Consider the following 25291-nt stretch of genomic DNA (forward strand, 5'->3'; position numbering starts at 1 on the left):
AGGAACATATGTTCTTAAAACGTGTAAAAAAAATGCTGCGCTTCACGCGGCAGTCCGGTGCGCAGACAAAATTTCTCAAGGGATTCGTCCCGCTCGGGAACAATTCCGGCCGTCAACAATTGAATGGCAAATCGATTAGCCTGCCTCTCCAGCTTGCCTGGGGCAAAGTAGGAATGCTCCTCCAGAAAGAAACGGTTAATGCCTTTGTGCAGCCTGTCATGACCCAGTTCATGCGCACATACAAATCGCTGCCATTCGGGCGGTAAATCATTGTGTATCACGATAAATCTGCGGCGAAGTTTGCGGAAATACAGCCCTTTGGTAGAGCTGCCGAGATTGGCAAAACGAATCTGTATGCCTACAGCACGGGCAATGCTGAACGGACAATTGGTCCGGTGTTTTCGAATCAGCTTGGTTACGATGTCATCCATATGATCTCACCTGCAGTTTCAGTAAGTTGAACTCGCGTCTTGGCCTCATGGGCGCTGGTCCGATTCGCCTGGCTTTTTGCGTTTGTTCATCTGCTTTGCTTCCCAGAACAAACCTGTCAGCACGTCCTTGATTCGTTTCTTGTCCTCTTCATCCAGCGGAATGCCGTCAAACATCAGGTCGTCTTCATCTTCCAGCATTTTTTTGAAATCCCGCCTGTCTTTGTACGTCGCCCATTCCGGAACATCCTGATCGGCTTCTTCACTGCCTGTTTCGATGTATCCCGCCTGTTTCATCATATCCGTATAAGGTACAGCCAGGGCATCGGCAATTTTGCGGATGGTCGCTGGTTTGGGTACGCCGCGCACACCATTTTCAATACGTGAAATCTGGGAATTGCTTATTCCGGCTGCTTCGGCTAGCTGGTTGATGCTGAATCCCTGCTGCTCTCGCAGCTGCTTCATATAAGGACCAAAAGCGTGCTCCACAATTATGCCATCTCCTTCGACTCGTTATAAATGCTTGTGATTATAAAGAGGTCTGCTGTAACTGCTCATGGGGACTGTCTGCAAACCTGCCCGTTCCGGATGCGGATCATTCTTTCGATCGCTGTTATCCCCGGATTCCATATCATCTTCTCCTTAAAGGGAGAAATCCGGGGATAAGCGTATGCTTCCGAAGAAGCTTTCTTACAGAAAGCTTTTAGGCGAACGCTTCGCTTCTTCAGAATTGATTCCGCCTCCTGCACTACGTTTGCACGCCATGCCAACGCTTGAGTCATTCCCAGCGCCTTGGACTTCTTTATAAAAAACAAATGACTTATACGAGTTCAGTAATTATCTGTACTATATCGTATATATACCATTAGGTAAAGGGATACGAAACAATTATGCCAAAAGGTATAGAAAATGAGAGCGTAGGTTTTATTTTATCGCCTAAACGATCCAAAATGAAGGTTTACTTCAATCTCCAGAAAGTGGTATCCTCTAGTAGAAATGCGAACAACATACGAACAAAATGTAAATAATAATCAAATCCAAAAGGCAGCATAGGTACCTTAAGTAAGGAAACGATTGTTGGGGTTTGAGGTAAGCAGCCATTCTATGAATCAGGAATCTGTCTACACTAAAAGATAGAGATAAGTCGTCATCATTTTGGGAGATATAACCGAACATATAACAGGAGGGCATAACGATATGGCAAATATGGAATTGATGTTACCGGAATTGGACCGTCGCAAAACGCAGGCAGCCGTTGAAGCTGCATTGGAAAAGTATCGGATCTACAAAACAATTGCGTTTGAAGAACGAGAGGTGCAGGTAACGGCAAGTTACACGGAACGTTTGCATGGTACTGTCAATGTGACCAGTGATTCCACGGCAAGAACTGCAATCTTTAATGTGGATGTGCAGCGTGCACGTCAGGCTTACTGCGAGACAATGGACCATATCGTGTCCAGGCTCAGCGAAAAAGAACGTGTGCTTGTGACGGAGCGGTATATGAAGGACGATGATGTGTTTGACTATAAAATATATAACCATGTCTTTGATCCACCGGTAAGCAAGGATACGTACACCAAAATTCGAACGCGTGCTTTCTATAAAATGGCGCTGGCCTTGTCTGATCGCGGGCTGATTAATATGGAACCTTTATCATTGAAGAGAAAAGAGCGGCAAAAGCTCGGCTGAGCTTTCGGCTCAAAGTTGAAGCTTTAATATCGCCGGGGGATTGGTTACAATAGTTGGGACAAAATTACGGTGTACAGCAGCGGAAGGGAGGAAGTTATGCCGGAAGAGGTTGGAATGCAGGAGATGGCAACGCTGAAGACCATTGCGGAAACGTTGAATACCTCCAATGATCTCAGCCTGATGCTGGATACGGTTGTTGGCAAATTACTTGAACTGACCGGGTTATCTGCAGGCTGGCTTTTTCTGATCGACGAACGCGGAGAATATACCTGTGTCTCGGATTATAATCTGCCTCCGGCATTGATGCGAAATGACAAAGAGCCGATGCGTACAGGGACATGCTGGTGTGTCAATCGTTTCCGGGATGGCAGGCTGCAGTACGCGGTTAACATCATTAACTGCAAGCGCTTGGAGGATGCGGTGGAGTTCAAGTGGGGGGATACATCCGATATTACCCACCATGCCACAGTTCCGCTGCGTTCGGGCGAACAGATGCTGGGACTGCTTAATGTGGCTGCGCCTGACAAGGTGCATTTTAGCGATAGCGAGTTGGCACTTCTACAGGCGGTTGCCTATCAGATCGGCAGTGCGATGGAGCGGATGCGGCTGTATCGTGCAGAGCAGCGCCGGGCTCAGCTGTATGCCAGACTGGGGGATTTCGGTGCAGCACTAAGTCTTACAGTCAATGAATGCACAGAGACAGATGCATTGCCTGGCACGGTGGTAAGGCTGCTGGGAAAACATTTTGACTGGCCGTTTGCTGCACTGATTAAACAGACGGATGAAAGATTTCATATACAGGCAGTTTATGCGGATGGTCACGTAAGCATGGGTGCAGTAGCCCCCTTTTCATTGGAAGGGACACGTCTTATGGATCGTATCATTGATCATTATCGTGCAGGCGTGCTGACAGCAGATGAACTGGTTGACATATTCGGCCCGGATCAACTTGAACTGAATTCGAGACAGCTTGGAACCGGAATTGGTGTACCGCTGCCCTACCCTTCACCAGAGGAATCTGGTGTGCTGGTTATTGGCACAGGGACACGATCCCTGGGTCTGATCAGAGCAGACAGCGAAGTGATGGAGGCTTTGGCCGAGCACATTATCGCTGCGCGAGAGAGCTTGAAGCTTGCAGATCACAGACGTGAATTGGCAAGGCTTGAAGAACGGAATCGGCTTGCCCGGGACCTGCATGATTCGGTCAATCAGATTTTGTTCTCCTTATCGTTGACGGCGAGAGGTGCAGAAAGTATGCTGTCCGGCACGGAGCCGAGGCATCCGGCAGCCGAAGCCATGAAAGATATACGAGCTTTATCTCAGGAGGCGCTCAAGGAAATGCGTGCGCTTATTATGCAGCTTCGTCCAGCTGGACTGGAGGCCGGGCTGCTGAGTGCACTGCAGGAGTATGGGGCCAAACAGGGGCTCCAAGTGGTCGCTGACCGAATAGGGATACGCTCTATTCCGCGTGTCATGGAAGAAGGGTTATGGCGTATCGGTCAAGAGGCGCTTAACAATATTCGAAAGCACGCAGAAGTGTCTACCGCAAACATTCTACTTGAGTGTAATGAACACGAAGCGAAGCTCACGATCTCGGATCGGGGAAAGGGGGGCGCCAAACGGCGTAAACCATCCTCTGAAAACTCACTGGGCTTATCCATCATGAGAGAGCGTGCACAATCGCTGGGCGGCAGGCTGGAAATATGGAGTTCTTCACAGAAAGGAACAACCGTAACGGCAGTCATACCACTTCCATATGAATCTGAATAAAGTCAGGAGGTTGGCAGCAATGCCGATTACAATTTTACTTGCCGATGATCACGCGATGGTCAGACGGGGCCTGCATGTTTTTCTGAAAACACAGCAGGATATGAAGGTGGTTGGTGAAGCGTCCAATGGACAGGAGGCTTTGGCACTAGCGCAGGAGCTGCAGCCAGACGTGGTGCTGATGGACCTTCACATGCCCGTTATGGATGGGATCGAAACAGCCAGACACCTGCGCAGCCTGCTGCCCGATACACGGATCATCGTGCTGACTTCCTTCTCGGACCAGGATCATGTTGTTCCTGCTGTTCGTGCAGGCGTGAAGGGTTATCTGCTCAAAGATATTGAACCGGAGGATTTAGCCACCGCGATTCGAAATGTATATTCAGGCCAGGTCGAACTTCATCCGGCGGCCGCAGGTCAATTGATGCATGTTATGGCGTCTATGGATACGCTGTCCGAGTCTCTGTGCGCAGCACAAGATGGAAACAGTGCAGCTTCTCTACCGCGTTTAGATCAAGAGACGGTCCCGCAGGCTGTTCAAAACAGCGGATCAAGTAAGTCAAGTCAATGGAGCGAAACAGGCGAGTTGTCCGAATTGTCAAAGACTGGCCTGAGTGTACTCACTCGCCGTGAACGGGAAGTGCTGGGACTGCTCACCCAAGGACTGAGCAATAAGGAGATTGCAGTTCGACTTGTCATTACGGAAAAAACGGTAAAAACACATGTCAGTCATCTACTGGATAAGTTAGGCTTGGCAGACCGCACACAGGCAGCACTTCATGCTGTCCGGAATGGCTGGGAACTGTGAGCGAAGCAGCCGCCAAATTCAGACAAACTCAGACTAAAGTCGTATGAACTCAACCGAAAGGTTGAGTTTTTTTGTGCGGAAGTTAAGTCCATTAGCTGACGAATTCGGCCATACATACAAGGTAAAATAAGGATAAAGACAGGATGAAGATCAGAACAGTCCAAACTGAAGCGGCAGGAGAATTCGGGAGTATACCAACACATTCGGTTCGAACTAAAACACAGGAGAGTGAATGACATGAACAAAGACATGAATATCGTAATTTTGGCAGGCAGCAATCGAAAAAACGCAACCAGCACACGTTTGGGTGAATATGCAGCAGAGATTATTCGAGCACAGGGGCATGAAGCCAACTTGTTTAATCTATATGAAAAACCGCTGCCGTTCTACGCTCCGGATGAAAAACAGGATACAGACGAGCATTTGGCTGCTTTGAATGCCTTGATGCTTGCAGCAGATGCTGTTATTTTATCCAGCCCGGAGTACCACGGCAGTATCAGCGGTGTGCTTAAAAATGCGCTGGACCATCTCAGTCAGGCACATTTCAGTGGTAAACCGGTTCTGTCGATCAGCTCTGCCGGAGGAGCAGTGGGCGTAAGCTCGCTTACCCAGATGCAGACGATGGTTCGCAATCTGCACGGTATCAATGCCCCGGAATGGATCTCCATCGGGGGAGCACAGCGCAGACGCTTTGAAGCAGCTCTGGATGGATACGAGGAATTCGAGGGAAGCCAGGATGTCGAGGACAGGGTACAGCGAGTGCTGGGTTCATTTTTGAATCTGGCTCAGACGTTAACGGCCGCAAAGAAGGCACTGTAGAGCAGCTCGGAATGACAAGCCGACCATCACTCATTTTAATAATTAAAATATTGGTAATGAACCTGGAAAGAAGGTATGTATCATGATTAAGGGCATATATGAAACCCATCTGAATGTTACGAATCTGGAGAAGTCACATCATTTCTATGAAAAGGTACTGGGATTGACTCATGCACATGGACAACCGGAGCGCGGAGTTTCGTTCTATTGGGTAGGCGGCGAGCGTAATGCGATGCTGGGGCTGTGGGAGAAGGACCCTGCTCAGGTGCAGCGCCAGCACTTTGCTTTTCACGTGTCTCTGGAGGATATGAAACATGCGGTTGAATATCTGGAAAACAAGGGTATTGCCACTCGCAATTTTCAGGATGACGATATTGGGGAGTTATATGTGTTTGGCTGGATGCCGGCGGTGTCCGTCTATTTTGCCGACCCGGATGGTCACTCCTTGGAATTTATCGCTGTGCTGCCCGATGAAGCAAGACCTGAACTGGGCTTGGTGCCGTGGAGTGAATGGGAGAAGCTGCAGGGAAGAAGCGTATGATCATTGAAGAGGTGTCATTTTATACCGTGAAGCTGGAGGAACTGCACCATTTCTATGGGGTTACGCTGGGTATGCCGGTGTCCGAACTCCAACCTTCGGAAGGGACGTTCACGCTGCAGGCAGGAACAACCAGGATGGTATTCAAGCAGTGGAGCACCGCGCCTGAAGCGGCGAATAGAACGGTAGAGCCGTTCTACCATTTTGCCTGGATGATTCCGCGCAATCAGTTTCAGGAAGCCAAGCAGTGGGCGGCATCACGTGTAACGCTAAGTACAGATGGGGAGCGGGATGAAACGTATTCGACCAATTGGGATTCTCATTCATTGTATTTTGAAGATCCCGCCGGAAATATTGTAGAGCTGATCGCCCATCATCGGGAAAATAATGAGCAGCAGCGTGCATTCTCGGCAGCAGCTATCCTGCAGGTGTGTGAGATCGGGCTGGTATCGGAGGATGTACCGGCTGCGGTGAAAGAACTGGAGAAGGTCGGACTGGCTCGCTGGGGTGAGGGCAGTGATACCTTCTCTCCGGTAGGCGACCGAAGAGGTTTGTTTATCGTGGTGAAGCAGGAACGAGTCTGGTTTTTCTCATCTCAAAAGGCACTGATCTTCCCCCTGGAAGCTGTAATCCGCGACGTGGGCAGGCTTCAATTTGATGGGAATGGAAGATTATGCCGCCAGCCGAGTACCCTTGTACGACATTTTTAATTCGATTTATACAGCCCAAAAGGTCATAAGTGTCTGAACCGGATCATGTTATAGAAGTAAACGCTTTATTTTGGGGGATTAAGATCCGTCCAGCTTGTTAACGAGGTTTCTATAAGTTGAAGGGGGATGGCAGACTTGGATCGACGTTTGTTGGAAGAGGGATTAGCGACCATTGCGTTCAGTCGGGAACGCACAGGAGACCTGTGGCATGCCCACTATGGGGCAGGGGCGATTGCAGCTTATTTTTACGTAAGAGAAAATCGGCTCACCTCCCTCGCCGCTGGCAGCGTCACCGCCGAAGCCAAAGCGATGCTTCGTCAGCATGGGACACGTTCCGCACCGACCGATCTGCCAGATGCGTGTTTGCCGCTGGTTGAAGCTGAAGCGCGCATAGCCGATGCTCTGGAACAAACGATTGGGGAGCTGCACTGGGTGGGACATCAGGCCATCTATGGAGCGGTCAGCCTCAAGGCTATTCGCGAACTGGAAGGATGGGGCACAGCAGAAGAGATTGAGCAGATTGCTCAATTAATTGCATCATTCGAACGAACGATTCCAGGCAGATCCTGGGTGAATACCACGGTGAAAGAGATTCGCCATATGCGCCTGGAAGAAAAGGACGGTTTCCTTGAAATCCAAAATCCGATGCAGCTGTCGCAGCTGATTTTGGAGGAACTGGGTGCTTTTCATACGATCTATCAGGCAGAATCACACCATGATCTGATCGGTCATATGCTTACCTACGGGCATGCACTGAATATACTTTATGAGCTGGGTTACAGAGAATTGTTTGACAAAGGCATTCCTCCATTCCTCAAAATGGTGAAGGCTTTGCGTCTCAGCCGCAGTATCGATGTTATAACGGACAAAACAGCCACGCTGCAATCTCCTGTGGACGTACTGCCGCTAACCCGAGCCGAGCGTTCAGGCGCACTGCCGCATGAGCTGGAGTACTGGCTGACGGATCGTAGGTGCCATGACTGGTACGGCGGCCATGTATTTAAGTTCCCGTTCAGCTTCTATCACCATGCCAGGAACGTGGAAGCTGAGCCCGAGATTTGGGAGAACTTCAGATATATTATCGCATAAGCTTGATAGCAGAGAATGCATGATCTATAAATAGCGAGCAAACCGTAATTCACAGATAACGAATAACTCATAATGAAGAAGCACTTGCCCAGGCGGCAGGTGCTTTTTTTCGCCATTTGATGATCCTAAAACCATCGACAATCCGACGTAAATCATCCGTTAAGCCGTCTCCGTGAGAAGGAAAAGGCGGTAAGATGGTATTATCGGATCAGAAGCAAGGAAGGGCAGAGAGCTGGAGAGCAAGCTGGAGGGAAAGCAGAAGTAACAAGCAGGTAGGCAAAAGCGTTAAGCAGCTCACAGACGAAGAATCAGACCGGCAATCTGTCGGTTTTTTTCTATTTGATGATTGCTTTCCTGCTCTGATCGGGTATTGAAGAATATCAAAAACAGGAGGCTACAGGATATGAAAACAGTATTGTATGTTCCACTCGATGATCGTCCCGCGAATTTGGATGACGTAATTGTACAAGGGCAAGCAGCCGGTCTTCACATCATTACACCTGACCTGAAGGATATCAAAAATCGTTTGGATACGGAAAAGACGACAGACGGTACCACGCTTCTCGGTACTTCCACACCTATTTACGGGAATCCGTCCAGAATTTATGATTTTGTACTCAAACACGCGTCCAAGGTGGATGGTTTTATTATTTCTACCGACATGCTTGCCTACGGCGGACTGATTGGCAGTCGTCAGCTTCGGGAAGACGGTGGGGGGACGTACCCTGCGTATGATGAGCAAACTACTCATCTGCTGGATGTTATTCGCGACATTAAAACAAAGTACCCGCGTAAACCGCTGTTTGTGATGGACACGATTATGCGGCTTGCGACGACTTCATTCGCCGATGGCCTGGCGCTTGATGCGTATAATGAATCCCGTGCGCTGATGCAGCAGCCGCGCCAGACCTACACTGAATTTGAAGATATTATTGAAGGGTATAACGTATCTCCAGCGGGTGAGGCATACGGGGATACGACCTATTTTGATAAGCAGCAATATTACAATACAAGGCAGCACAAGTTCAAAACGAATCGTTACATTCTGGATCAGCTGGCGCGCACGGGTTATATCGATTTTCTTGCTGTTGGTGTGGATGATGCCAATACGCAGGGCGTTCAGATTAATGAAATCAAGTATGTGGAAGCACGAATCAATGAATGGCTCGGCGGAACGGATGGTCAGAATCCGGATCGGGCAATCATACTGCCGGATGCAGACGGATTGGGGCATGCTTTGGTCGCGCGGATGGCTAATCAGCTGTTCCGAGGTGGGGCTAAGACAAAGTATGGGATAAAATACTTCGGCCCGCACGGTTCTACAATTATCAACACCTACGAATATATGGACGTACACCAAAATATCCTGCACCATGTCGATATTGTGGGTGGTGTAGCCACTGAGGATGCGGCTGATACCGCAGTGGACATGGAGGTTATCGCTGTAACGGCGCTGGATCAGTTGCAGGCGGCTGTAGAGCGTCTGGCGTTTAATGGAGAACAGGGACTTCCATCCATCCTGATTGATTTTGTGGGTAAAGGGCCTGCGAATGTCGATGTGGCTGAAGCGCTCCTGAACAGTCCATATACCGGACGGGTGCTTGGTTATAGTGCCTGGAACACGCCGGGGAACAAAATCGGACTTGCCGTAGGGATGGCACAATCGAGATATGCGCTGATCACCACGGAAAAGCATGAACATAAGCTGCGGGAAGCGATGAATGCACATGGTTCGCTGCTGTTTAAACGATTTTTGAAGGATTACAGCTACAAAGCGGTGGCTATTGCCGATGTTCGCACCTATTCACGTGCTCACGCCCTGTATACCAATGCGGCCGCGCTGGCGGATCAAAATATGGCACTGTTCAATTCGGATGAGGATTATGCTCATCTGCAAAGCCTGCTGCGTGATCTGATGCAGACCCACACTGCTGAACTGGCAAGTAGACCAGCCTTCCAGCAGGGGAATCCCGCCATTCGCCAGATCTGTAACGGGCAGCTGACGTATGCGGTTTACAACGGTGCACTGCTGGAATACAATAACCCAGATTTCATTTGGGGCCGTGCATTTGAGATTACATTGAGCCCTAAGGTGAGATTAAACTAGGCAGCATCAAACTCTTCGTTGATGTGCTCGCCATAGGATATATGAAGCAGTGACGGATGCGATGCCGAATAATACGTAAAAGGATAGCCCTTCTCTCGTAAATATAAAGTTGGGTCTAATTATAAATATCCCTGACATAAACGGGATTAAATAAACCGAAAAAGCGCTTGAAATGACGAAGAGAAGGGTTTGTGTCCAAAAGAAGTACTTTTGAACGGTGTTTAGCAGAACATAGGAAAGAATGAAGCAGGCTGAATTGAAGATCAAGTAGACTGGCGCAGTCCAGATCATGAGCTGACCCCAATCTGTAACGGACTCGTTATAAAATACAGTGAATAAGAGTGCATACGCTGTTAAACCTGTGCAGTAACTGAAGATTGGCAAAAACAAGTATAGCGAGAGGGCTTTTTTCATGACAGACTCCCTTTATAAGAATTATAGAGATTTCAATCTATTGTATATTTTTGCAATTCGTATAGCCAGACGCTTGATTGTGAAATGGCCATCTTAACTCGTCTTTTTACCGCCCAAGCTTCTCCCTTAATCGCACTGAAGTCAACCGAATGACCGTCCGCGCTTGGGGAGAAAGGGTGTAAGATTGTATTATCGGATCAATCGCAGGGGACACACCGAAAGCACATACGCTAATGTACAGACCAGCCGGGATGGCTGGTCTTTTTGATGCGGTGAAGTTGTCCCTGCACGTGATCCGGTTCCACATGGAGTGCGGAAAAAGGGGGGAGTCCTGAACTGCCGCATGGCTGCTGTAACATGGGGACAGAAATTATTTTTACAGCAGAAGGGGGCGAAATGAATGTGTCTATAAGTCATGAAGCAAGCAGTGGAGCAGGCAGTGAACAAAGCCACAGCGGCAGCAGTACCGGACCGAATATTCGGCTCAGTACACGTATCAAAAAGACGTTAAAAAACAAGCTGACAGCTCTGGTCCCCGCATGGGAAGGCCGCGTGCAGGATGTGACAGCTTCGGGTGAAGTACTGTCAGGTCCGTGTGCCGTGGCCGCTTTTGCGGAAGAAGTACCGAAGTCAACCTGGGCAGGGTATCGGCGGATCATCAAGATTTCGCCTTATGCCCGGCAGGAAGATGGAGGCGCGGAGCAGATAGAAACTTGGTCTGCAGTCCTGATTGCAGGGCTCCACCAAGTACGGCTGGAGGATGAGGCAGGCGGCGCTTTTACATGCATCTTTCTGGGATCAACGGACAGTGAGCGCATGGATACCGAATCAGGGCTGGTTACGCGAAGCTTGCGTTTTGGTGTGTACATTCCCGAACCACAGCGTGCCTCTACCTCTGAAAATGCTGCTGTTACAAGTGATCCTTGGCTTGCTGCGCTGCAGCGGTGGACCGTAAATGAGTTAAGCGCAGACTATTCGGTGTACACAGACCGCTGGCCGGGAGGATATACAATGCCATCGATATTATGGCGTTTGACCGGGTGCAGTACCGCGGCGGCAGGAACTGCCGCAATGGAGGTGCGCAAACAATGTGTCGGACATGTCCTGACAGATCACACAGGTCTGACAGAGCAGACGATAAGTCATTTGGTTAAGCAGCTGGCGCTTCAATCCCGAATCGCCGTCACCTCATTGAGCAGTGAAGGTGATGGAGCTGACTCAGGTGACGAAAGCAGCATGCGTTATATGACGGTAGATGAGGCAGCAGCGGATTTGCAAGCCGATGCATATCTGAATGGACAGATTCGTCTAATGCTGACGCAGCGGATGCGTCGTCCGGTTACGAGTGCACCGCTTATGCGCGAAATCCACCATACCAAAGGGATACAGTAAATGGAAGTCCAGAGGGGCCGATATTGGCAGGCGGCCTCAGATCATATGAATTGAAGTGAATCCATGAGGTGAAGAGAAACATGCCCAGCTCGGCGAACAAAAAGATAACGGTTCTTCCGCAGTATACGCGGGCTGAACTGATGAATCATTCGGAAGCCCTCTTTGCCGTGAAGGCAGAGGTGCTGGTTGGTGCGCTGCACGAAGCGGCGCAGCAGACGTTTTCTATTGAAGAAGCACAGGTACGACTCAACCAATTTTTGAAAGCGAAGGTGAAGGAATAATGGCAGGTGGAACATGGGAGCAAAACAATCGTCCGGTACTTCCGGGCTTATATATGAATTTTCAGGCGGCAGCGTCTTCGGCCATCCAGGCAGGCAGTCGTGGAACCGTTGTTGTGCCGGTGAAGGCCAATTGGGGTCCAGTTGGCACATTTGTGGAAATTGGCAGTGAAGCAGCCATTGATCGTACGTTTGCATCAAATGCAGGGGATAACGGGACGGCGTATACGTCTCTGAAGCTGGCTTTGCTGGGCGGCCCGAAGAAGCTGCTTGCATATCGTGTCGCAAGTTCGACCGCCAAAGCGGCTGCTCTGACGTTGAAGGATAGTGACGGTGCGGATGTGCTGCAGCTTGATGCGAAATATCCGGGCGACCGTGCCAATGGATTCTATGTGACGATCCAGCCGGGTGTCATTGATAATACGAAGTTTGAAGTGCGTCTGTTTGAAGGAAGCCGCATGCTGTACGCGCTCCTGACGGCAGACGTTACGGCGGCTGCTCTGGCCAAAGCGATGAATGCGGATGAGCAGAATATCTGGATCACGGCTAAGGCGATTGGAGATGGGACAGGAGAGGTTGCGAACGTATCGGGTGCGGCGTTCAAAGGCGGCGCAAGTGGAAACGATGCGCTGACTAATGCGGAATATATTGCTCTGCAGGGAGCACTGGAAGGGGAGCAGTTCGATGTGCTGGCACTGGATCATGCGGCAGATGCAGCGCTGCTTGCCAGCTATGCTGCATGGGTGAAGCGTGTGCGCGGTGAAGGTAAACCCGTGATGGCTGTATTTGGCGGCTCCACAGCAGATGACACTTCGGCGACTGCAGCTCAGAAGGCGGCGACACGTTCACATACACTGAACCATGAAGGTGTGATTAATGTGGGCACGGGCGTGCGTTTGGGCGATGCGTTCTACAGCTCTGCTCAAACATCCGCTTATGTAGCGGGTCTTATTGCCGGTCAGCGTCTCAATGAATCGACAACGTATGCGGCAGCGCCGTTTGACGATGTCACCCGCCGCTGGACACGCGCCGAACAGGAGCAGGCTGTACAGAATGGTGTATTTATTTTCTTCCACGACGGTCGCCGGGTTAAAGCGCTTCGCGGTGTGAACACCCTGGTAACACCAGCTGCCGGACAGAATAATGCCTGGAAAAAAATTCGTTCCATCCGTGTAATGGATGCAATCAATACGGATCTGCAGCGTTCCGCAGAAGATACGTATATCGGCAAAGTGAATAATACGGAGGAAGGTCGTCAGGCACTCATTGGTGCGATGAAGGCCTATTTGGCGCTGCTGGCACAGAGCAATGTCATTGAAGCCGAAGGGTATGACGTCGTTCTCGACCCGGCATATTACGGTGCCTCCCCGGTGCTGAAACCGGAGGCAGATCAGGTCTTCCTGCAGTGGAACGTGAAGCTGACGGATGTGATGGAGCAGCTGTTCGGTACGTTTTACGTTCAGTAAGGAAGCCTTGACAGCAGGCTAATAGGCAGGTAGATAAACGATTTGGTAAAAACAGAAGCACATGTTGAGCGGAGGTCTGCAGGAGGAATTGCGAGCGGAAGAGGATTCTAACCGCGCAGTTATACCGTGTAAGGGCAGCCGCTCAACCATAATAAGGAGGAATTATACATGTTGGATGCATCAAGAGTGATTCTCGGTACACATGGTCAGCTGCATATGGATGGCGTATGGCAGACAAACATCAACAAGCTGGAGGCCAGCGTGGAGATTGAGAAGCGGGAGCTGAATCTGGTCGGCAATGACTGGAAAGTACACAAAAACGGAGCCAAAAAGGGTACAGGTACGATGACAGGTTACAAAGTCACATCCGATATGATCCAGCGTGGTTTCACTAAATTTCAGATTATCTCGAAGCTGGATGATCCCGAGTCGTATGGACATGAAAGTGTGCTGCTGAAGGGATGTATGGTGGATAAAATCCAGCTCGCCAACTGGACGGCAGGCGAGGAAGTGCCTGAGGAGACCGGATTTACTTTCGAAGGATTTGAGCTGCTGAATCCGATTGTGGCGAACTAGGCTCCGTATAACAATTGCGAAGAAACAAACAAGAACACTAATGCAGGCCGAGGACATCTCGGTCTTTTTGGTGTCTTAGATGATCTTACTAGGTGAAGCTGAAATGTCAGCCGTATAAGAGAACATATGGGAATAAAAAAGGAGAATACGACTTATGAGCATGAACGAGAAATTGTCCGAGGAACAGATTCTGGATCAATTGTTTGAAGCAGCGGAACGTCTGCCTGAAGAGAATGTGCGCATTCAGCGTCTGGACCTGCTGCTTACTTTGCGTGGACTGACTTCGTCCAAGGTGGATCAGATTCGCGAGCGCTGCACGATTCGCAAGACGACGAAGGGGCGCACCGAGGAGAAAGTGGATACCGAAACATTCAATGCTCTGCTGATTTCCGAGGCCACAGTAAAAATGAATGTCCGCGGACTGGAGCTGTCCGGCTGGGGAGACAATCGCATCACGGGCCGCATGAAGCTGTCCGGTGGAGAGCAGGCGGTTCGCCGCATGCTTCTGGCGGGTGAGCTGGATGCCGTTGGCGATAAAGTGCTGGAACTGTCCGGCTTCGGCGTGGAGATTGAAGACCTAAAAAACTGATTCGCTCCGGCGGGATGACGACGTTCCTCTACCACATGTGGGTGCGTCATCATCTTCGTCCCGGAGAGTTCTGGTCTTTGCCGCGCGGCGAGCGCTCGCTGCTGCTTGCGTTCTCGGAAGAAGAGATGGCCGCGCTTAGCGCTCAAATGAATCGTTAGTTCAACAAGGCAGGAGGTGAACAAATGGCAGAATTGATTATTGGATTATCCCAATCCAATACACAAATGAAGACCACCCTTCGTTATCTGGATCAAATCCAGCGCTCTACCGAACGCTTGGGCAGGGTGCGTTACCAGAGCCTGATCAAAGTAAACAATGAGCTCAGAACAACGGGCCGCAGGCTGGAAAGTATCTACAGCACCGCTGTACGTTTGAGTCGGCTGCGCATCACACCCAAAATCGGACTGGATGATCAGTTAAGCCCGGCTCTGGATCGTGCTTTGGTCAAACTGAACAGTTTCCGCAATCAGTTAGTGAAGGCTTCGGGAACGGTGTCGGTTGAGGTGAAGCAGAAGGTTGAAGTGGCGATGGGGAAAATGACCCCGGCGAGCGCCTCTTCCATGTCCGTTGTGATTGGGAGTCACAATACAAATACAACGATTAATAATGTGGCTAAAGAAGAGGGTAAGGCATGGTGGGAAAATGCCGACACAGTATTGAATATCTTTAACAATGTTGGTGACCTATTTGAGAAGGGTAAGAAAGTTAAAAATTGGTGGTCTGAGCGAAAAGCTAACAAGAATAAAGCCGCCAATCCAAGTGAACCTGTTGGAAGATTTAGACGAATAGACTTGAAAGATAAACCAGCAGCAGCTCCGACACCCAAAATACTGACAGATACCTCTGACCGTGCCTTTAAAGAAGCATTGAGAGATGCAAAAACCGGTAAGAACGAAGTTGGAAAATTTGCTTCATCTTCACCCTCATCTCCGAAGGCTCAAATAATTACCGACACGTCAAATCAAACGTTTAAAGAAGTTATGAAAGATTCGAAATATGCAGCGAACAATGCTGTTGGAAAATCTAAACTCAGCTCTGGTCTAATGTCTTCTTCACCCATGGCGATGTCCAACTTTTTCTCAGGTGATGGAATGATGGGGAAGTTGGGCGGAGGCCTTGCCAAAGGAGCTAAGAGATTGCTGGGTCCGATCAGCATGCTGGCGGATGTGGCTGACATTGCAAGTGCACCTCCTGAAGAAAAAGGCCGTGCGATCGGCTCTATGCTTGGAGGTTCCGCAGGTACTGCGCTTGGCAGCGCGCTGGGAACGCTGATCTCACCAGTGATTGGAACATACGTAGGGGGTGCAGTTGGAGGCTGGCTGGGAAGTGAAGCAGGCGGCTGGATTGGCAGTAAAGTACAGAATATCGGAAACTTCTTTTCCAAAGCGTCTGAGGGAGCAGGTAAAGCAATAACTGGAGTAGCGGATTATTTTTCTGAGAAAACAAAAGGGCTGACAGAAGGCATCTCGAATTTCTTCGGTTTCGGTTCGAAAAAGGAAGAACAGACCGCTCCGCCTGCAGCAGCATCCTCATCGCCTTCCGTGCCGGCAGCACCGCAGATGCCGCCGCCATACAGGCCGGCAGCTTTATCAATCACTGGTCCTGAAGCTTACATGAATAATCAGTTGGGTACATCAACCTCCGCGGGCTTGATGGGCGCCAGTATGATGCAGTCCCAAGCCATAGCCGTTCATAACACCGCTCAATCGAATAGTAAAGCTTCCCCGATGACGGTTCACATTTCCGAAGAGCAGATGGGCAGTCTGGCGGGTTACCTCAAGGATTTCAAAACCGAAACAACGAACCAGATCGATGTCCATATTGCGCCGGGAACGGTACAAGTGACAGTTCGCGAGAACGCTATAGATTACGATATTGTAAGTCAACAGGTGGGACAGCGGATTACTAACGAGCTGCGCCGCGCGATGCAAAATCGCAAAACGATTATGGCCTAAGCAGAAAGGAGGCCGCAGATATGTCTGTACTTAAAGATGAAGTTGGACCTAACCAAATGTCGTTCACGTTGAAGGACGGCAGCACTTCGTTTCAATTTCCGGTTAACCCGGAGGAGGTCAACATCTCCAGATCCAAGGGGTACGAAACAATCCAGATGCTGGAGCATGGCGAATTTGATTTTGCGCAGGGGGAGAAGGTGAAGGAGATCACCTTCTCTTCTTTTTTTCCCAAAGAGTACGACGAGTCCTATTGTACGGTGACGGACATTCCCGATCCGCGCGTGGCGATGAATGTGCTGAATACGTTCCTGATCTCCAAAAAGCCGCTGCGTTTCATCATTTCCGGGACCGGAGTGAATGTGCCGGTGTTTCTGATTTCGCTTAATTCGAGCTTCCGCGGCGGAGAGACGGGAGATATTTATTTTGACCTGACCCTGCGAACCTGGCGGGATTCCAAAGTGGAGAAGGTGGGTTCGGGGGCTGCCGCAAGTAAGTCCAGTTCACGAACAGATCTGAAAAAGACGAGCAGGACCTATACCGTCAAAGCCGGGGATTCTCTGTCGAAAATAGCGAAGCTTGAGCTGGGGAACAGTTCCAAATGGAACGAGATTTACAAGCTCAATGCCAAAACGATCGGGAGTGATCCGAACCGGATCAAGCCGGGGCAAAAGCTGGTGATGCCATGACCTACAAAGTCATTGTCGATGACAAGCACGATGTCACCAAGCTGGTCGAGACGATCACACTCAAGGATTCGCTGGATCAGATCGCCTACCAGGCGAACATCCGGCTGGCAGTGTCGGCTTCTTCCGGACTGCCTGCGATTTCACCGGGAATGCCGATACGGATCAGCGGGGTTCCTTTTGGTGGGAAATCAATGGTACATCTGCTGCATCCGGCAGTCATCTGGGAAGTGGAAAGCTCAAACAGCGGCACAAAACGCTTATCCCTCACGGTCTACGACCGGATGATTTATCTCGAAAAATCAGAGGACGAATTCCTCTTTCCCAAGGATCAGACCGCTGTGCAGCGGCTTAAATCGTACGCCAAGGAATGGAAAATTCCTCTGGGTGCAATGCCGGAAATCAAGACCAAGCTGGGCAAGGCGGTGTACCGGTCGCAGACGATTTTTGCGATGATGTTTGCCGACCTCAAAGAAACCGCTAAATCCGGGGGAGAGATGTACCATCCGCGGATGACGTCCGGTGGGCTGCAGCTGTTCAAGGTAGGGAGCAATACCAAGGTGCATGCTTTGGATCGGCTGATCGACCTGACGCAGCTGCGTACGCTGGAGGGGGCAGTCACCAAAGTAAAGGTGATGGCTGCGTCTGAATCTGGCGGTAGTGGCAAAGAGGTGCCTTCGAAAGTGCTGGCGATTGAGCAGGGGGATACAGAACAGCTGGGTACGCTGCAAAAACTGATCGAGGACGATCAGGTGAAAACAACCGGCGCCGCCAAAAAGCTGGCAAAAAGCAAGCTGACGGGTATCCAGGAGACATTTACGGTTTCGGTCCCGGATATCAATACCATTCGCGCCGGAGACGCGGTCACGCTCAAAGGGTTGAAGCTGATCGTCATGTCGGTCAGCCGTGATCTGTCGGCTGGGCCGGGCACAATGACGCTGGAGCTCGGTACGGCGGAGCTGGTGAAAAGGAGGGTTTACCTTGAGTAAAGAAGATCCGTATGGGCACTTTGCCGATGTGATGCGGGGAGCGATGAGTAACCATTCCCGCCAGGCGGTGAGCGGCCTTGGTGCGGTGCTGGGTACGATGACAGCGTCCGGTGTGAAGCTGGACGATTTCAAGCACGAAGTGCAGGATTATCTCGTGGCCGAGCTACCGGGCACGCTAGAGTTACCGGAGCGCGAGATGGCTGGCGCGATTTCGGGGATATCTGACGTGGCAAACGGAGGCACGACGGGCACGGGACGGTTTCTTTTGCAAAAAGGGGAAGTGGAAGAAGCGGTTTGGTCTTTGGGAAAAGGCCTGAAGGCCGGGGACCGTGTGCTGGCGATGCGGGTAAATGGCGGTAACGACATTGTGGTGCTGTGTAAGGTGGTGAGTGCCCATGCCTAGTTTATTTCCGGAAACGGGTATGGTCTGGGGAGATGAAGAGGACCTGTCGGGTGCGGCTTCTGAAGAAGTGCGCTTTGGACGGAGCTGGCGCTACGACTATGATGCCGGTGATTTTGTGCTGACCCCAAGCGGCAAAGTGGCTGCGGCAGACGCACATGAGGCGTGGGTCCAGTGGTGCATCAAGGCGGTGAAAACCCCGCGCTACAGACATGTAATCTACTCCCGAGACTATGGCTCGGAACTGGAGGATCTGGTGGGCCAAGGGGACAGCCGCGGTGTGATGGAAAGTGAGATTGCCCGAATGGTGACGGAGACACTGCTGGTTGATCCGCGTACGGATGCGGTTGACCAGTTTGCCTTTGACTGGGACCGGGAGCAGTGCCGGTTTTCGTGCCGGGTGATGAGTGTGCAGGAAGAGACGTTTATTCTGGAAAGTGAGGTGATCTGACGGGATGGCTGAGATTCCGCGTTATTTGGAGGACCAGACGGAGGAACAGATCATGCAGCGTATGCTGGATCGTCTACCCGCGGATCTGGATAAGTCGGAAGGTTCGTTTTTGTGGGATGCAGAGGCTCCGGCGGCCTTTATGCTGTCCGAAGCAGCATTGTGGGCGCAGGAGCTGCTGCGGCGTGGATTTGCCAGCACGGCAGCAAGCCGTGATCCGAATTTTCGTTCGGAGGAGCTGGATTTGCGGGCGGGGGAACATGGCATTACACGCCGGGCGGCGGTCGCAGCACAGGGCACAGTGAAATTTACGGGTGAGCCGGGTAAAGTGGTCCCAGCAGAAACGGTGGTGGCTACACTTGCGGACGAAGTGTCTGGTGAAGCATCGCTGGAATATGAAACCGTGAGCCGTGTGGAGCTTGGTGAGGATGGTGTCGGGACTGTAGGCGTAAGAGCACTCGCTGCCGGAAAAGAAAGCAATGTACCCGCAGGCACCGTAACCGTGCTGTCTACACCGGTAAGCGGTGTAACATCTGTGGTGAACACAGATGTGATTAAGGGCGGTGCAGACATCGAGGCAGACACCGCGCTGCTGGAGCGCTTTTATGCCAAAGTCCGCAACCAGGGAACAAGCGGCAACAAGGCACAGTATGTGCAGTGGGCCAGTGAAGTGCCGGGCGTCGGGGCAGCGCGGGTCATCCCGCTGTGGCAGGGACCGGGCACAGTTGGACTGTATCTGCTGGATACGGACAAGCGTGCTGCGGGCTCAGATCTGGTGGCTGCAGTGCAAAAATATGTTGACCCGACGCAGGATGGACAGGGCGAAGGTGCTGCCCCGGCTGGACCTGTCGTGACAGTGATGCCGGCAGAGGAAGTGCCGATGAACATTCAGGTGAAGCTTACGCTGGCAAGTGATGCAGCGCTGGCAGATGTGCGGGCATTAATCGAACGCGGAGTGACCGCGTATTTGAAGCAGCTTGCTTTTTCCGATCCTCTCGTGCGGTACACCCGCATTGCCGCAATCCTGCTCGACATTCCGCCGATTATCGACTATTCGGAGCTGACCGTGAATGGTGTAAGCGACCAGAATATCGAGATGACCGCCAGCCAGGTGGCTGTGCTGGGGACGGTGGATGTGCATGAGTAGTGTGGGGGCAGAGGTGAGGGATGTATTGGAAAAGGTGGAGGGGAAAGTAGCGGCAAGCTTGCTAGATTCTCAAGTGGAAGAATTAGACTGGTCCAAGGTACATTTAGAACAAGAACTAGCTTCCTTTCGGGCAGATCAGTCCAGTGAGCGGCTTTCCACAGATGTGAATAGAAAGGAGGACACAGGACATGAGTGCTCCTTCTGCTGTACATGCTGGACTGACAAGTGAGAAGGGTCGGGAACTGTTCTCCTATTTGCCCCGGTACTATGAGACTTCCCGTGTCATGCAGGCCGATATGCAGGCCAAAGGTGCGGAGATGGATCTGCTGTATCAGGCTCTGGACGAGACGCTGGAGCAGTTTTTTGTCCGTACGGCGACGTGGGGACTGGACTTTTGGGAGCAGGAGCTTGGCATTGAGACTGATCGTCTCAAACCTGTAGAGCAGCGGCGTGCTGTGGTGGAGTCGAAGCTGCGCGGGGCAGGCAAGTTTTCAGGCAGGCAGGTAGCTAACGTGGCTGAAGCCTATGCCGGGGGCAAGGTTGATGTTACCTTCCAGCCGGAAGCGTGGAGCTTTACGGTGAGCTTTGTAGATACCATGGGCATTCCGCCCAATATCGATGATCTGAAACGAGCCATTGATGAGCTGAAGCCGGCCCACATGGCTGTGGAATATAAATACCGTTATCTGGTCTGGGACGACCTGGATAAGAAGCAGATGACTTGGGATGAACTCGATGCCGCGTCCTTGACGTGGAATGAATTGGAGGTGTGGGCGTAATGCCAAAAGAAACGGATCGACTGAAATTACCTCTTCCCTTGGGGAATGAGAATGTAACCCGGGAGAGTATTAACGGAATTTTTGAAAAGATTGATGCAGGTGTGGCGACACGTGAAGCAATTCTTATATCTGCTGGCTCTGATCTTAATAGTTATATTACAGAAGGGGAGTATTATTGCCCGGAGAATGCCATGGTAGAAACTTTAGCTAATTCTCCAACAGGTGTAGCTTTTCATTTGACGATAGAAAAACATGCTGGTGTCGTCCAAACTCTAACAACTTTCGAGCCGAGTGACTTACAAGTTTTTCAACGCAACTACTATTTCGGATGGGGTTCGTGGAAAAAAGTACCTACTAGGGACGAAATCCAACAGCTGCAGGAGGATCTCCAAAACGCAGCCATCCCACCTGCATCATTGACTGAACCGGGAATAGTACAGCTGTCCAACAAGACGGACGGCACGTCCGAGACGGTGGCGGCGACGGAGAAGGCGGTTAACGATGTAAGACTGTCCGCTCAACAATACGTGAATGATAAAGCGTGGCAAAAGTATCCTCTAACGCAAGATAACGGGTATTCAAGATTAAGTAGAGTGGATTTAAATACTTTGACTGATCCGGGAATGTATTACGCTGACGGTTCACAATCTCCGAATTTACCCACTGTAAACGGAGCTGATTTTTACGTCGAAGTAATTAAAATTAGTGTGAACAATTTAATTCAACGCGCTACGCTAGCAAGCACAAGTACTGCGATAGTGTACGTAAGGCAAAGATGGTCAACAACGACATGGACACCTTGGATATTGCAAACACCACAAAGAAGAGTATGGGGGGCGTTGTAGATGGCAGAAACGCCTATTAAAATATACGGGGACGCTTTATCCACAACATCTGGGACAACTATTTACACTGGAAAAACGGGTAAGACATGCATTATAAAATCCATTATTATTTGTAATGTTAGCGGAGTAGACACGACAGTAAATATGAGGCTTAACACTGTGCCTTTGTATTTTTTATTGCACAACAAGTCTATTAAGGCAAATCAAACCTTGGTTATTCCGATCAGTGATATTGTTATCAGCCCAGGGGAAACCCTTCACATGTGGTGCGCAAATTCAATTGTTAACGCTAGAATAACAGGTGTTGAAAAAGATGGAATCCCCAGTTCATTAGGGCTTGCGCAGTACCGTGTTGGTTTAGGAACGGGAACGACGGCCATTGTTCCGGCCGCCGGAAATGGTGTTAATAGATTGGTCAAGTCTATCGTTATTTGTAACGTAAGCAGCGGACCACAAACAGTAACTATTCGTTTCGGTTGGAGTGGTGATAACTGTAATTTGATAAACAAGTACACCATAGCTGGAAATGATACAGTTTTGATTCCGTTCGCTGATATGTTTATTTCGCCAAACGAATATATCGAAGGCTGGACTTCAACCGCCGGGAATGCTCAGGTCCATGTTGTCATGCAGGAGGCGACCAATGCCTAAAATCGATAATTTCTTATTAGATAATTACGGGTTGGATGGGCCAGATAAGGGGAGGAAGTTTGCTTCAGGGTTTGGATATAACTTAGGTGATAAAAGGTTTCTTTATTCAGATGGAACTGCATTTACCTGTGGGTATATAAGTGTTTCCACTCTGGATTTTTTACCATCGCAAATTATTATTACTTATGATGATGATGGGGATAATATACTGGGTTATAATTCCAAAAGAATAGAAAATGGTTACCCCGTGTTTAACGGGCTAAGATGGATAAACGGAGAAACTATATTTGATACTTTCCGGGTAGAGGACAAGAGCGCTGGCAGAACCTATATCACAAACGGTGGATTTCAGTTACCGCTGCCATATTTTGAATTGGCGTCATCAAGGCCGTTTTATTGGAGGGCATACGAATAATGAATATTGGGATCTGAATTATATACGATCAAGACGGTGAAATCATCTATCGAGCTGGTGAAATACAGGATGATGTACTTCCAAGGAAAGAAAACACTGAGCTGCATTACATCGATTTGGAATATGGGGTAATCGATTATCACACTCATCGAATTGTCAGTATCGATCCTGCTGCGAAACAACCAGTTTTAGAGGATCTTCCCATTGTCGAAACACCAGAACAAAAAAATAAAGGAATTGGAAGACCAAATTTATTATTAGCCAATGAAAATACAGGAGGAATTTTGCAAGAATATTGAATAAAGTACTCAACCCAAAGACAAGTCAAGTATACTTGCTTGATGACATTACCAATACTGATTATCGCCAGGCTATTGAGGATATATTTTAGAAAAACTGAAGGAATTTAACGAGCGTACCCAAGTGGTGCGCTTTTATTATTCCCTCTGGAGCAGCTGGTATTTAAAATCTAAGGAGGTGAAGCTATGGAGCGATGGGACACCCTTTGGAAATGGGGAATTGCGCTAATAAGCAGCTCAGCAACCTACTTCTTCGGAGGGTGGTCAGGGGTGCTCGGCGTATTGCTCGTGTTCGTCATCCTTGACTACTTAACCGGCATCGCGGCAGCTGGGATGACGGGTAAGCTTGAAAGTAATGTCGGGATGTTCGGGATCGCGCGGAAGGTATTTATATTTGCAATGGTATCGGTGGCTCATCTGGTGGACGGTGTTCTGGGAGACGGACATTTGTTCAGGGATGCGGTCGCCTTTTTTTATATCGCCAATGAGCTGTTGTCGATCATCGAAAATGGGGGCAAGCTGGGTGCACCGATTCCGCCAGTCATTCGGCAGGCGATTGAGGTGCTGAAGGGGAAGGGGGGAGCCGGGGAATCCCCCGGTAACCTTTCTCCACATGTCAAAGATTCTTTTTCACAATCCGGACCGGATGAAACAGAACTGCCAGCAGCTCAGGATGATGTAAAGAAGCAGTAGATGCTGCAAGTTATTATTTTACAGATAGGTGGAGCTGGACTTCGACAACATAAGCTTAAAGTAACCTAGGGAGACTTGCGTCTCTCCAGGTTATTTTGTTTTTGAATTGTCTGCAAACCGTCATTATTCGACTCCTGTGGACATAATACGTTCATTCATTTTCTTTGCTTCATTAAGGGACACGCACACAAGCAGTTCCTAACCCGTCCGCATTAACTATATACAAACGGCAGCAGCCGCATAAAGGGTGTGAGAATTTTGCAAAATAGAACCCCGGGCAACACGCAGGGCATTGACGTCTCCCGGTACCAGGGCAGTATCGACTGGGCCAAGGTGAAGGCAAGCGGCATGACGTTTGTGTTTATCAAGGCAACCGAAGGGCGGACGTATATCGATCCGAATTTTCAGAAAAATGTAACAGGTGCGCTGGCGGCGGGCATGATGGTAGGAACCTATCATTTCTTCCGCGGAACGTCTGTCGAGATCGCGAAGGCTGAAGCGGCGCATTATGCCAATACGCTGAACAAAGTCGGGGGAGCCAAAGCCTTACAGCTGCCGCCCGTTCTGGACTATGAGAACAACCCCGGCAATCTGAGCAAAGCACAGATGAACACGGTGGCCAAAGCCTTTTTAACAGAATTACAGCGTTTGACAGGTGTGAAACCGATCATATACACAGGCAACGCATTTGCCAGAAACTTTGATGCTTCCCTGGGTTCTTACGATCTGTGGATCGCGCGGTACAGCAGTACACGTGTGCCTGATGAACAGGCAGCATGGAAGCGCTGGACGTTCTGGCAGTACACGGACTCGGGCAGGGTGAACGGAATCAGCGGCAATGTGGATATGAACGAATACGAGGGAACAGCGCAGCAGCTCAGAGCGAGATACACGGCAGCAGCCCCAAACCCGACAAATCCAACCAATCCGACAAACCCAACGGAGCCATCCAATCCGACCAACCCGAATCCAAATCCGCCAGCTGAACCACCGAAAGGGGGCGAACCGATGACAGCTGAAGAAAAAGCCGCGTTTGAAGCGCTCAAAGCACAGGTTGACCGTTTGCAGGCACGTCAGCAGATGGAAGTTCCGGTATGGGCGAAAGCTGCCGTGGAGGCAGCGCTGGCCTATGATGCCAAAAATCCGCTGTTCAGCATCGATAACGGAGCGAGTTACGATTTCTATCGTTTCATTACCGTAATGCACCGCAGAGGTTTATTTAAAAAGTAAATAATATGTGAGACTTAACCCATAAGTTTGCCGTTTGGCAAACTTATGCTTCCAATTCACCCATCTACAAACACAAATGAAAATCTT

Annotated in this window: 28 protein-coding genes; 26 read left to right on the top strand and 2 right to left on the bottom strand. The window is 50.0% G+C overall.

Annotation, left to right across the window (positions count from 1 at the left end; translation table 11 throughout):
- Positions 1 to 14 precede the first annotated feature (14 nt).
- Positions 15 to 431 carry an ImmA/IrrE family metallo-endopeptidase gene (locus tag MKY97_RS06075; protein ID WP_342554595.1) on the bottom strand — a complete coding sequence of 139 codons (417 nt, stop codon included), beginning with the start codon at positions 429 to 431 and terminating at the stop codon, positions 15 to 17.
- Positions 432 to 476: 45 nt separating this feature from the next.
- The gene (locus MKY97_RS06080) at positions 477 to 920 is read right to left on the bottom strand and encodes a helix-turn-helix domain-containing protein (RefSeq protein ID WP_342556253.1); all 444 of its coding nucleotides are present in this window, start codon (positions 918 to 920) and stop codon (positions 477 to 479) included.
- A 714-nt stretch (positions 921 to 1634) separates the two neighbouring features.
- Between MKY97_RS06080 and MKY97_RS06085 the strand changes: the two genes are divergently transcribed.
- The 26 genes from MKY97_RS06085 (at position 1635) to MKY97_RS06210 (ending at position 25204) form a co-directional block, all read left to right on the top strand.
- The gene (locus MKY97_RS06085) at positions 1635 to 2117 is read left to right on the top strand and encodes an ArpU family phage packaging/lysis transcriptional regulator (protein ID WP_342556254.1); all 483 of its coding nucleotides are present in this window, start codon (positions 1635 to 1637) and stop codon (positions 2115 to 2117) included.
- 96 nt (positions 2118 to 2213) lie between these two features.
- The gene (locus MKY97_RS06090; RefSeq protein ID WP_342554596.1) at positions 2214 to 3887 is read left to right on the top strand and encodes a GAF domain-containing sensor histidine kinase; all 1674 of its coding nucleotides are present in this window, start codon (positions 2214 to 2216) and stop codon (positions 3885 to 3887) included.
- A 19-nt stretch (positions 3888 to 3906) separates the two neighbouring features.
- On the top strand, positions 3907 to 4692 hold the full coding sequence (locus tag MKY97_RS06095) for a response regulator transcription factor (protein ID WP_342554597.1): 786 nt from the start codon (positions 3907 to 3909) through the stop codon (positions 4690 to 4692).
- 249 nt (positions 4693 to 4941) lie between these two features.
- Positions 4942 to 5511: an NADPH-dependent FMN reductase gene (locus tag MKY97_RS06100; RefSeq protein WP_342556255.1), complete on the top strand. Its 570-nt coding sequence runs from the start codon at positions 4942 to 4944 to the stop codon at positions 5509 to 5511.
- 82 nt (positions 5512 to 5593) lie between these two features.
- Positions 5594 to 6052, top strand: coding sequence for a VOC family protein (locus tag MKY97_RS06105; RefSeq protein WP_342554598.1), 459 nt, complete (start codon positions 5594 to 5596; stop codon positions 6050 to 6052).
- Complete coding sequence (locus MKY97_RS06110) at positions 6049 to 6759, top strand: ring-cleaving dioxygenase (RefSeq protein ID WP_342554599.1); 711 nt, start codon at positions 6049 to 6051, stop codon at positions 6757 to 6759. The genes MKY97_RS06105 and MKY97_RS06110 overlap by 4 nt, the downstream gene beginning before the upstream one ends.
- A 126-nt stretch (positions 6760 to 6885) precedes the next feature.
- On the top strand, positions 6886 to 7848 hold the full coding sequence (locus MKY97_RS06115; protein WP_342554600.1) for a hypothetical protein: 963 nt from the start codon (positions 6886 to 6888) through the stop codon (positions 7846 to 7848).
- Positions 7849 to 8251: 403 nt separating this feature from the next.
- The gene (locus MKY97_RS06120) at positions 8252 to 9955 is read left to right on the top strand and encodes a DUF4127 family protein (protein ID WP_342554601.1); all 1704 of its coding nucleotides are present in this window, start codon (positions 8252 to 8254) and stop codon (positions 9953 to 9955) included.
- 816 nt (positions 9956 to 10771) lie between these two features.
- Entirely contained in the window at positions 10772 to 11761 is a 990-nt protein-coding gene (locus tag MKY97_RS06125; protein ID WP_342554602.1) for a hypothetical protein, read from the top strand.
- Positions 11762 to 11841: 80 nt separating this feature from the next.
- A complete protein-coding gene (locus MKY97_RS06130; protein WP_342554603.1) occupies positions 11842 to 12042 on the top strand; it encodes a hypothetical protein in 201 nt (66 codons plus the stop codon).
- Positions 12042 to 13505, top strand: a complete 1464-nt coding sequence (locus MKY97_RS06135; RefSeq protein ID WP_342554604.1) for a phage tail sheath subtilisin-like domain-containing protein — start codon at positions 12042 to 12044, stop codon at positions 13503 to 13505. The genes MKY97_RS06130 and MKY97_RS06135 overlap by 1 nt, the downstream gene beginning before the upstream one ends.
- Positions 13506 to 13673: 168 nt before the next feature.
- The gene (locus MKY97_RS06140) at positions 13674 to 14081 is read left to right on the top strand and encodes a phage tail tube protein (protein ID WP_095288940.1); all 408 of its coding nucleotides are present in this window, start codon (positions 13674 to 13676) and stop codon (positions 14079 to 14081) included.
- 154 nt (positions 14082 to 14235) lie between these two features.
- On the top strand, positions 14236 to 14670 hold the full coding sequence (locus MKY97_RS06145) for a hypothetical protein (protein ID WP_293202845.1): 435 nt from the start codon (positions 14236 to 14238) through the stop codon (positions 14668 to 14670).
- A gap of 35 nt (positions 14671 to 14705) precedes the next feature.
- Positions 14706 to 14828, top strand: coding sequence for a hypothetical protein (locus tag MKY97_RS06150; RefSeq protein ID WP_260410751.1), 123 nt, complete (start codon positions 14706 to 14708; stop codon positions 14826 to 14828).
- Positions 14829 to 14852: 24 nt separating this feature from the next.
- Entirely contained in the window at positions 14853 to 16625 is a 1773-nt protein-coding gene (locus MKY97_RS06155; RefSeq protein WP_342554605.1) for a hypothetical protein, read from the top strand.
- A gap of 56 nt (positions 16626 to 16681) precedes the next feature.
- A complete protein-coding gene (locus MKY97_RS06160; RefSeq protein WP_342556256.1) occupies positions 16682 to 17311 on the top strand; it encodes a LysM peptidoglycan-binding domain-containing protein in 630 nt (209 codons plus the stop codon).
- Positions 17308 to 18297 (top strand): phage portal protein, encoded by a 990-nt coding sequence (locus MKY97_RS06165; RefSeq protein WP_342554606.1) that lies wholly within the window; start codon positions 17308 to 17310, stop codon positions 18295 to 18297. Before MKY97_RS06160 ends, MKY97_RS06165 begins: the two co-directional genes overlap by 4 nt.
- Positions 18290 to 18700, top strand: a complete 411-nt coding sequence (locus MKY97_RS06170) for a hypothetical protein (RefSeq protein WP_342554607.1) — start codon at positions 18290 to 18292, stop codon at positions 18698 to 18700. The genes MKY97_RS06165 and MKY97_RS06170 overlap by 8 nt, the downstream gene beginning before the upstream one ends.
- Positions 18693 to 19148, top strand: coding sequence for a DUF2634 domain-containing protein (locus tag MKY97_RS06175; protein ID WP_342554608.1), 456 nt, complete (start codon positions 18693 to 18695; stop codon positions 19146 to 19148). Before MKY97_RS06170 ends, MKY97_RS06175 begins: the two co-directional genes overlap by 8 nt.
- A gap of 4 nt (positions 19149 to 19152) precedes the next feature.
- Positions 19153 to 20292, top strand: a complete 1140-nt coding sequence (locus MKY97_RS06180; protein ID WP_342554609.1) for a baseplate J/gp47 family protein — start codon at positions 19153 to 19155, stop codon at positions 20290 to 20292.
- Between the two features lie 188 nt (positions 20293 to 20480).
- A complete protein-coding gene (locus tag MKY97_RS06185; protein ID WP_342554610.1) occupies positions 20481 to 21071 on the top strand; it encodes a YmfQ family protein in 591 nt (196 codons plus the stop codon).
- Entirely contained in the window at positions 21071 to 21916 is an 846-nt protein-coding gene (locus tag MKY97_RS06190; RefSeq protein ID WP_342554611.1) for a tail fiber protein, read from the top strand. Before MKY97_RS06185 ends, MKY97_RS06190 begins: the two co-directional genes overlap by 1 nt.
- Positions 21917 to 22567, top strand: a complete 651-nt coding sequence (locus MKY97_RS06195) for a hypothetical protein (RefSeq protein ID WP_342554612.1) — start codon at positions 21917 to 21919, stop codon at positions 22565 to 22567.
- Entirely contained in the window at positions 22560 to 22982 is a 423-nt protein-coding gene (locus MKY97_RS06200; protein ID WP_342554613.1) for a hypothetical protein, read from the top strand. The genes MKY97_RS06195 and MKY97_RS06200 overlap by 8 nt, the downstream gene beginning before the upstream one ends.
- Positions 22983 to 23467: 485 nt before the next feature.
- The gene (locus MKY97_RS06205; protein WP_342554614.1) at positions 23468 to 23974 is read left to right on the top strand and encodes a phage holin family protein; all 507 of its coding nucleotides are present in this window, start codon (positions 23468 to 23470) and stop codon (positions 23972 to 23974) included.
- Between the two features lie 258 nt (positions 23975 to 24232).
- A complete protein-coding gene (locus MKY97_RS06210; RefSeq protein WP_342554615.1) occupies positions 24233 to 25204 on the top strand; it encodes a glycoside hydrolase family 25 protein in 972 nt (323 codons plus the stop codon).
- Positions 25205 to 25291 lie beyond the last annotated feature (87 nt).

Source organism: Paenibacillus sp. FSL R7-0652, from assembly GCF_038595045.1.
Taxonomy (GTDB): Bacteria; Bacillota; Bacilli; order Paenibacillales; family Paenibacillaceae; genus Paenibacillus.

Excerpts from the sequence above, each read along its gene's own strand:
- MKY97_RS06075 (WP_342554595.1), bottom strand. The coding sequence starts at position 431 with ATGGATGACATCGTAACCAAGCTGATTCGAAAACACCGGACCAATTGT.
- MKY97_RS06085 (WP_342556254.1), top strand. The coding sequence starts at position 1,635 with ATGGAATTGATGTTACCGGAATTGGACCGTCGCAAAACGCAGGCAGCC.
- MKY97_RS06090 (WP_342554596.1), top strand. The coding sequence starts at position 2,214 with ATGCCGGAAGAGGTTGGAATGCAGGAGATGGCAACGCTGAAGACCATT.
- MKY97_RS06095 (WP_342554597.1), top strand. The coding sequence starts at position 3,907 with ATGCCGATTACAATTTTACTTGCCGATGATCACGCGATGGTCAGACGG.
- MKY97_RS06100 (WP_342556255.1), top strand. The coding sequence starts at position 4,942 with ATGAATATCGTAATTTTGGCAGGCAGCAATCGAAAAAACGCAACCAGC.
- MKY97_RS06105 (WP_342554598.1), top strand. The coding sequence starts at position 5,594 with ATGATTAAGGGCATATATGAAACCCATCTGAATGTTACGAATCTGGAG.
- MKY97_RS06110 (WP_342554599.1), top strand. The coding sequence starts at position 6,049 with ATGATCATTGAAGAGGTGTCATTTTATACCGTGAAGCTGGAGGAACTG.
- MKY97_RS06115 (WP_342554600.1), top strand. The coding sequence starts at position 6,886 with ATGGCAGACTTGGATCGACGTTTGTTGGAAGAGGGATTAGCGACCATT.
- MKY97_RS06120 (WP_342554601.1), top strand. The coding sequence starts at position 8,252 with ATGAAAACAGTATTGTATGTTCCACTCGATGATCGTCCCGCGAATTTG.
- MKY97_RS06130 (WP_342554603.1), top strand. The coding sequence starts at position 11,842 with ATGCCCAGCTCGGCGAACAAAAAGATAACGGTTCTTCCGCAGTATACG.
- MKY97_RS06135 (WP_342554604.1), top strand. The coding sequence starts at position 12,042 with ATGGCAGGTGGAACATGGGAGCAAAACAATCGTCCGGTACTTCCGGGC.
- MKY97_RS06140 (WP_095288940.1), top strand. The coding sequence starts at position 13,674 with ATGTTGGATGCATCAAGAGTGATTCTCGGTACACATGGTCAGCTGCAT.
- MKY97_RS06145 (WP_293202845.1), top strand. The coding sequence starts at position 14,236 with ATGAGCATGAACGAGAAATTGTCCGAGGAACAGATTCTGGATCAATTG.
- MKY97_RS06150 (WP_260410751.1), top strand. The coding sequence starts at position 14,706 with ATGTGGGTGCGTCATCATCTTCGTCCCGGAGAGTTCTGGTCTTTGCCG.
- MKY97_RS06155 (WP_342554605.1), top strand. The coding sequence starts at position 14,853 with ATGGCAGAATTGATTATTGGATTATCCCAATCCAATACACAAATGAAG.
- MKY97_RS06160 (WP_342556256.1), top strand. The coding sequence starts at position 16,682 with ATGTCGTTCACGTTGAAGGACGGCAGCACTTCGTTTCAATTTCCGGTT.
- MKY97_RS06165 (WP_342554606.1), top strand. The coding sequence starts at position 17,308 with ATGACCTACAAAGTCATTGTCGATGACAAGCACGATGTCACCAAGCTG.
- MKY97_RS06175 (WP_342554608.1), top strand. The coding sequence starts at position 18,693 with ATGCCTAGTTTATTTCCGGAAACGGGTATGGTCTGGGGAGATGAAGAG.
- MKY97_RS06180 (WP_342554609.1), top strand. The coding sequence starts at position 19,153 with ATGGCTGAGATTCCGCGTTATTTGGAGGACCAGACGGAGGAACAGATC.
- MKY97_RS06185 (WP_342554610.1), top strand. The coding sequence starts at position 20,481 with ATGAGTGCTCCTTCTGCTGTACATGCTGGACTGACAAGTGAGAAGGGT.
- MKY97_RS06190 (WP_342554611.1), top strand. The coding sequence starts at position 21,071 with ATGCCAAAAGAAACGGATCGACTGAAATTACCTCTTCCCTTGGGGAAT.
- MKY97_RS06195 (WP_342554612.1), top strand. The coding sequence starts at position 21,917 with ATGGCAGAAACGCCTATTAAAATATACGGGGACGCTTTATCCACAACA.
- MKY97_RS06200 (WP_342554613.1), top strand. The coding sequence starts at position 22,560 with ATGCCTAAAATCGATAATTTCTTATTAGATAATTACGGGTTGGATGGG.
- MKY97_RS06205 (WP_342554614.1), top strand. The coding sequence starts at position 23,468 with ATGGAGCGATGGGACACCCTTTGGAAATGGGGAATTGCGCTAATAAGC.